Annotated in this window: 8 protein-coding genes; all 8 read right to left on the reverse strand. The window is 38.2% G+C overall.

The features are described 5' to 3' along the window. Positions 1-1,511: acyl-CoA synthetase (locus tag BN1372_RS00710; RefSeq protein ID WP_062196989.1), on the reverse strand; the 1,511-nt coding region annotated here is incomplete at its 3' end. Positions 1,512-1,538: 27 nt separating this feature from the next. Beyond that, positions 1,539-2,333 (reverse strand): SDR family NAD(P)-dependent oxidoreductase, encoded by a 795-nt coding sequence (locus BN1372_RS00715; protein WP_062196990.1) that lies wholly within the window; start codon positions 2,331-2,333, stop codon positions 1,539-1,541. Further along, a complete protein-coding gene (locus tag BN1372_RS14825; RefSeq protein WP_062196991.1) occupies positions 2,317-2,712 on the reverse strand; it encodes a MaoC/PaaZ C-terminal domain-containing protein in 396 nt (131 codons plus the stop codon). The genes BN1372_RS00715 and BN1372_RS14825 overlap by 17 nt, the downstream gene beginning before the upstream one ends. A 15-nt stretch (positions 2,713-2,727) precedes the next feature. Continuing rightward, entirely contained in the window at positions 2,728-3,162 is a 435-nt protein-coding gene (locus BN1372_RS14830; RefSeq protein ID WP_062196992.1) for an FAS1-like dehydratase domain-containing protein, read from the reverse strand. Positions 3,163-3,175: 13 nt separating this feature from the next. Continuing rightward, positions 3,176-4,321: an acyl-CoA dehydrogenase family protein gene (locus BN1372_RS00730; protein ID WP_062196993.1), complete on the reverse strand. Its 1,146-nt coding sequence runs from the start codon at positions 4,319-4,321 to the stop codon at positions 3,176-3,178. A gap of 11 nt (positions 4,322-4,332) precedes the next feature. Continuing rightward, positions 4,333-5,520, reverse strand: a complete 1,188-nt coding sequence (locus BN1372_RS00735) for a lipid-transfer protein (protein WP_062196994.1) — start codon at positions 5,518-5,520, stop codon at positions 4,333-4,335. Positions 5,521-5,665: 145 nt separating this feature from the next. Next, entirely contained in the window at positions 5,666-5,791 is a 126-nt protein-coding gene (locus BN1372_RS15775; protein WP_407656423.1) for a DUF779 domain-containing protein, read from the reverse strand. A gap of 61 nt (positions 5,792-5,852) precedes the next feature. Beyond that, positions 5,853-6,240 (reverse strand): aldehyde dehydrogenase family protein (locus BN1372_RS00740; protein WP_147515304.1); only part of this gene is annotated, 388 nt, incomplete at its 5' end.

Genomic DNA, 6,240 nt, shown 5'->3' on the forward strand with positions numbered 1-6,240 from the left:
AATATTTTTCCCGCCCCGCTTTTCGGTAATTCATTGGTAAAAATAATAGTTTTTGGTACTTTATAATTTGCTAGTTTTTTTCGGCATTCCTCTTTAATTGTTTGTTCAGTTAATTCACTTCGTTCTTTTTTAACAACGATGGCCGTTACTTTTTCTCCCCATGTCTCATCTGGAATTCCTACAACTGCACATTCTTTTATATCAGACAAACTATATAACACATTTTCTACTTCTGTCGTATACACATTTTCGCCACCGGTAATAATCATATCTTTCGCACGATCTACGATATAATAATACCCTTGTTCATCTTTGTATGCTAAGTCCCCGGAATAATACCATCCGTTTCGTAAAGCTGCCTTTGTTTCATCTGGTAAGTTCCAATATCCCTTCATAATATTTGGGCCCCTTGCAACAATTTCCCCAACTTGATAAGGAGGGACTTCGTTTCCGGTCGGATCGACAATTTTTAGTTCTACATGCTGGACTGGTTTCCCACATGAAGCTAATCGCTTTTGCTCTTCTTTCTTATCACCAACTTCATGGTCTTCTGCCGATAACATCGTTAAAATAGGAGCAGCTTCTGTCATCCCATACGCTTGATAAAACTTTACGTTTGGTAACTTTTTCTTTGCTTTTTTCAATCCTTCTACTGACATCGGTGAAGCTCCGTAAATAATTTTTTGTAAAGAGCTCGTATCAAATGTATGAAAAGAGGCTTCATTGATTACCATATTAATCATGGTCGGAACAAGTAGTGTGCTTGTCGGTGTTAACGTTTCTAGTACTTTTAAAAAATTAGCTGGAGTAAAGGAACGGAGATATACATGACTTCCTCCTGCTATCGTTACCCCGAAGCTAAACGCACCGTCTGCTAAGTGAAACATCGGTGCTGCATGGAGGTATCGTTCCTCTTTTGTAAATTCCGCATTCATCGCAGCGTGATATGCGTTATTCACTAAATTTTTATGCGTTAACATAACACCTTTCGATTTTCCAGTCGTTCCACCTGTATAAAAAAGTCCTGCTACTTCTTCATCTGAAATAGGATCCACCGTAAATTCTTTACTAGGAAACGAAGCAATCCATGATTCATAATGAATCGTCCCCGAAACATAAAAATCATCCGCCATCACAATATGTTTTAACGTTGAACAATTATCTTGCAATTTTTCCACTATTCCTTTAAACTCCTGATGAAAGAACAATGTTTCGATTTTTGCATCATTTATAATAAAAATTAATTCAGGGGCACTTAATCGAACGTTTAATGGTGCAACGATTCCACCGTAAGACATCACCGCATATAGCACTTCAACATAAGCAGGGGTATTAAACATTAATAAACCAACTCGTTTTCCCTTTGCAGAGCCAATACTTTGTAACGCTTGTTTTAATTTAGCTACTCTCCCCCCTAGTTCTTGATACGTATATTGCACATGTTCATCCATCGACCCAATTTTATTTGGACATTTACGAATTGCCGAAATGAGTGCTTTCGGAACTAACATGCAATCACCCTTTCTCCCCTACTTTTTTTATGTATACCATCCGCCATTGACATGCAACACTTGTCCATTAACATAATTAGAAAATGGCGATAATAAATAAAAAATAGCATCCGCTGCTTCTTTGGGTGTACCCGACCGTTTTTGTGGGATGGATTGTTCAAACATCGTGCGTACTTTTTCTGGAATACCAACAGAAATACCAAATACACTTTCCCCATTTTCTTTTACTTGTGTTAAGCGAGTATCAATCATTCCGAAAGCTACAGCATTACAGTTTACTTGAAAACTTGCCCATTCACGCGCTACTGTTTTTGTTAATCCAATTAATCCCGCTTTCGCAGAAGCATAATTTGCTTGTCCGACATTTCCCATCACACCTGCAACCGAACTAACATTAACAATTTTTCGATACGTTCCATCTTCTCTCGGTGTTCGAAAATGAGCTGATACTTCACGAATCATTCGAAAAGGCGTAATTAGATGAATATCAAGCATTGCTTGAAACTGTTCATCTGACATTTTATGAATCATGCTGTCCCATGTATAGCCAGCATTGTTTACAACAATATCGACTTGGCCAAATGTTTTCATCGCTTGATCGACAACTTGTTTTGGAAATGTCGGTTTGGTAATATCCCCAATGCATGCAATTGCTTCTCCACCAGCATCTTCAATGACTGTTACTACTTCTTTTGCTACTGATTCATCCAAATCACAAACCACTACTTTTCCACCAGCGTGTGCCACTTGTTCTGCTACTGCTCGTCCTACTCCACGACCAGCACCTGTAATAATAGCTACTTGATTATCCAATATGCTCATCCTTATCCTCCTTCATCACGTCAAATACACCAACTAACTTTATTTCTTTCTTTTCATTTTGTATGACTAATTCACCATATTGAGTGAAACCATCTTGTTTCTCTCCCACTATATGTCCAGTAATCGTTAAACATTCCCCGGGAAATGTCATTTTTTTAAATGTTACTTCCCATTTTTTTAATTGCTCATATGGAAACCATGTCGTTAATGCTGTCGCGGCAAACCCCATTAAAAGCATGCCATGCGCAATCGTATCATCCAATCCTGCTAGTTTAGCAGCTGGTACTACGGTATGGATTGGATTAAAGTCACCTGATGCTCCAGCGTAACGAACGAGTTGCGTATGGGTAATCGGCCCTTTCGTAATTGGTTGTAGCATGGATACACCCCTTTCTTATTTATTTTTTTCGACAATTAATGAACGGGCTTTCATCATTTGCTCTCCTCGTTCATTGAGAAAAATTGTTTCTAATTCGATAAAGGTGAGTGATTTTTTTTCATACTCATCGATAACGGTTGTTTCTAACCATAACTCGTCCCCTTCATAGACCGTTTTCATATATTCGTATGATTGTTTTGCATGTAACACATGCGCTGGATTTAATTGAAGCGTTTGAATTAATTGTTCAAAATCAACACCACTCCACATTTCCATTGCAGTTGGAAATGTTGGTGGAATTGGAATGTTAGCTAATCCTTGCTTTTTGGCTGCTTCTTTATCTATATAAATAGGATTTTCCTCTTGAATGGCTAACACAAATTCACGGATTTTTCCTTTTTCAACACGATAAGAAACACGTGGAAATGTACTACCGATACGTGAAGTCATCCAATCCCCCCCTTTACATTAATCCAATATTTTTTGCAATAATCGTTTTCATAATTTCTGTCGTCCCAGCATAAATGGCTGGCACTTGGGCATCACGAAAACGACGGGAAATTTCGTACTCTTCCATATATCCATAACCTCCGTGTAAATGCATACACGTACTTGCTGTTTCTTTTAATAATTCTGTCGTCCACCATTTGGCCATTGATACTTTCGTTACCACGTCTTTTCCTTCCATGTGTTCCCGAATTAATTCGTGTAAAAAAGATCGACTCATTTCTTTTTTCGTTTCTAACTCTACTAATTGAAAATGTGTATGTTGAAACTGACTAATCGATTGTCCAAAAGCTTTTCGTTCTTTCGTATATGGAATTGTCATTCGCAGTATTTCTTCTATTGCTACTTGAGCAGCAATCGTAACAATAAGTCGTTCTTGTTGTAATTGTTTCATTAAATAATAAAACCCTTTGCCTTCTTCTCCGAGTAAATTCGTTACAGGAATGATGGCATCTTCAAAAATTAATTCTGCTGTATCTTGTGCGTGAAGCCCTACCTTTTGTAACTTTTTACCGCGTGTAAATCCAACGGTATCTCGTTCAACGACTAGTAAACTAATCCCGCGGTACGCAGGAATTGCTTGTGGATTGGTTTTACATGCCACAATAACGAAATCTGCATGAATACCGTTTGTAATAAATGTTTTTTCACCATTTAAAACGTAATGATCGCCATCTTTTCTTGCCGTTGTTTTTAGTGCTGCTAAATCAGAACCTGCCCCTGGTTCTGTCATAGCAATCGCACTAATCGCTTCTCCTGTCACACATTTAGACAACCATTTTTGCTTTTGTTCCTCCGTTCCGTACGCATCGAGGTACGGTGCCACAATATCATTATGTAAACCAACCCCGATAAAACTAGAACCAACTCTTTCTAGTTCTTCATTAATAATGACCGAATATAAAAAATCAGCGCCAAATCCACCGTATTCTTCCTTAACCCATGGACATAAAAAACCATTTTTCCCTAACTTGTTCCAAAAATCTCTTGGAATCATGCCGTCTTTTTCCCACTCTTCGTAAAATGGGAGTGCTTCTTTTTCTAAAAATTTTCGAAATGATTGCTTAAAAATCTCATGTTCTTTCGTTAAAAAAGATTTCATTTTTCTTCACCTCACGAAAACTTTTGATACATCGTCACGACAACGGCACCACCAAGTCCTAAATTATGTTGTAACGCTGTTTTCACGTTCGGAATTTGACGTTCTTTTGCTTCCCCACGTAATTGCCAAACGAGTTCACAACATTGTGCCAAACCAGTAGCCCCAAGCGGATGACCTTTAGACATTAATCCTCCCGATGGATTCACCACATATTTTCCACCATAGGTATTGTCTTCATTGAAAATAAGTACTTCTGCTTCCCCTTCTCCACATAACTGAAGACCTTCATACGTAATGACTTCATTAGGAGTAAAACAATCATGCAGTTCAACCACATCTATCTCTTCTGGTCCTACACTGGTTTGTTCATACACTTCTGTTGCTGCACGTTTTGTCATCGAGTAGCCAACGAGTTCTATTGGATTTTTATATGTTTCTGGCGTATCAGTGGCAACGGCTTGTCCAATTATTTCTACCGCTTGATTCGTTAACCCATGTTTTTTAGCAAAATGTTCGCTACAAACAATCACCGCTGCAGCTCCACAAGATGGTGGACAAGCACATAATTTTGTTAAGTAATGTGGAAAAATAAGTGGAGAAGTAACCACTTCTTCGGTTGTTAATGGAGTATGAAACATGGCATATGGATTAGCTAGTGCGTGGTTTCTTGATTTGACGGCTACTTTAGCAAAAATAGTGTCAGACGGTTGATATTTTTCCATGTAATAATTAGCCGAAGCACCAAATAGACGTAATGCTATCGGACCTTCTTGTTCATACGGTGCCATTTTAGATAATTTTTCAGAAAATAAATCTAACGGAGAAGTCCGATCACCCCAAACAGAACGAATGGCCCCTTTTTGCATTTCTTCAAAACCAACAGCTAACACACAATCGACAGCACCAGATTGAATAGCTTGTCTTGCTAAAAATAAGGCGGTAGAGCCAGATGAACAATTGTTATGCACATTGATAATCGGAATACCCGTCATCCCAACACGATAAAGGGCAGTTTGTCCAGACGTACTATCTCCATAGACGTAACTTGCAAATGCTTGTTCAATGTCGGTATAGGAAATTCCCGCATTATCCAATGCTCCTTTTACTGCTTTTTCTACCATTATTTCATACGGTAAATGTTCACCTGGCTTTGTAAACTTCACCATATCAACACCTATTACTAATGCTTTTTTACTCAAAGAAAGGACCTCCCTTTTTTTCACAATCGATACTTTACTATATGCTACTGACACCTTACTCTATGCCTTTTATGGTAAAAATAAAAAACAGGATGTCTCATCTTTCTAGACATCCTGTTCGTACGAACTATCCGAATAGTTCATCCTATTCTTTTTTTGGAAATGGTCGTGATGGTGTAGTGAAGTCTCCTTTTGAATCACACATTGTACCGCTTCTATCACGACAGCAACACGATTGTTGGAACATAAGTGGACCGTTTTTTCTTTTAATAGCGCAATCAAGTAAAGTGCACGTTGCGTATCAATAACATGCCCACCAATTCGCTCACCTCTTAAAAGAAACCTAATTTGTTCGTATTATAGCTGATGAGCAAGTTTTTCGTTTGTTGATAATGACTAAGCATCATTTTATGATTTTCCCGTCCAATTCCTGACATTTTATATCCACCGAATGCTGCATGTGCTGGATATTGATGATAACAATTCGTCCAAACACGCCCTGCTTGAATCGCTCTTCCAAATCGATAGGCTGTATGAATATTTCTCGTCCAAATACCAGCACCTAATCCATACAACGTATCATTTGCAATTTGTAGTGCCTCTTCGTAGTCTTTAAACGTCGTAACGGATAACACCGGACCAAAAATCTCTTCTTGGAAAATCCGCATGTTATTTTTTCCTTTAAACACAGTCGGCTTCATATAATATCCTTCTTTTATT

Source organism: Massilibacterium senegalense (genome assembly GCF_001375675.1).
GTDB lineage: Bacteria > Bacillota > Bacilli > Bacillales > Massilibacteriaceae > Massilibacterium > Massilibacterium senegalense.

Excerpts from the sequence above, each read along its gene's own strand:
- BN1372_RS00715 (WP_062196990.1), bottom strand. The coding sequence starts at position 2,333 with ATGAGCATATTGGATAATCAAGTAGCTATTATTACAGGTGCTGGTCGT.
- BN1372_RS14825 (WP_062196991.1), bottom strand. The coding sequence starts at position 2,712 with ATGCTACAACCAATTACGAAAGGGCCGATTACCCATACGCAACTCGTT.
- BN1372_RS14830 (WP_062196992.1), bottom strand. The coding sequence starts at position 3,162 with ATGACTTCACGTATCGGTAGTACATTTCCACGTGTTTCTTATCGTGTT.
- BN1372_RS00730 (WP_062196993.1), bottom strand. The coding sequence starts at position 4,321 with ATGAAATCTTTTTTAACGAAAGAACATGAGATTTTTAAGCAATCATTT.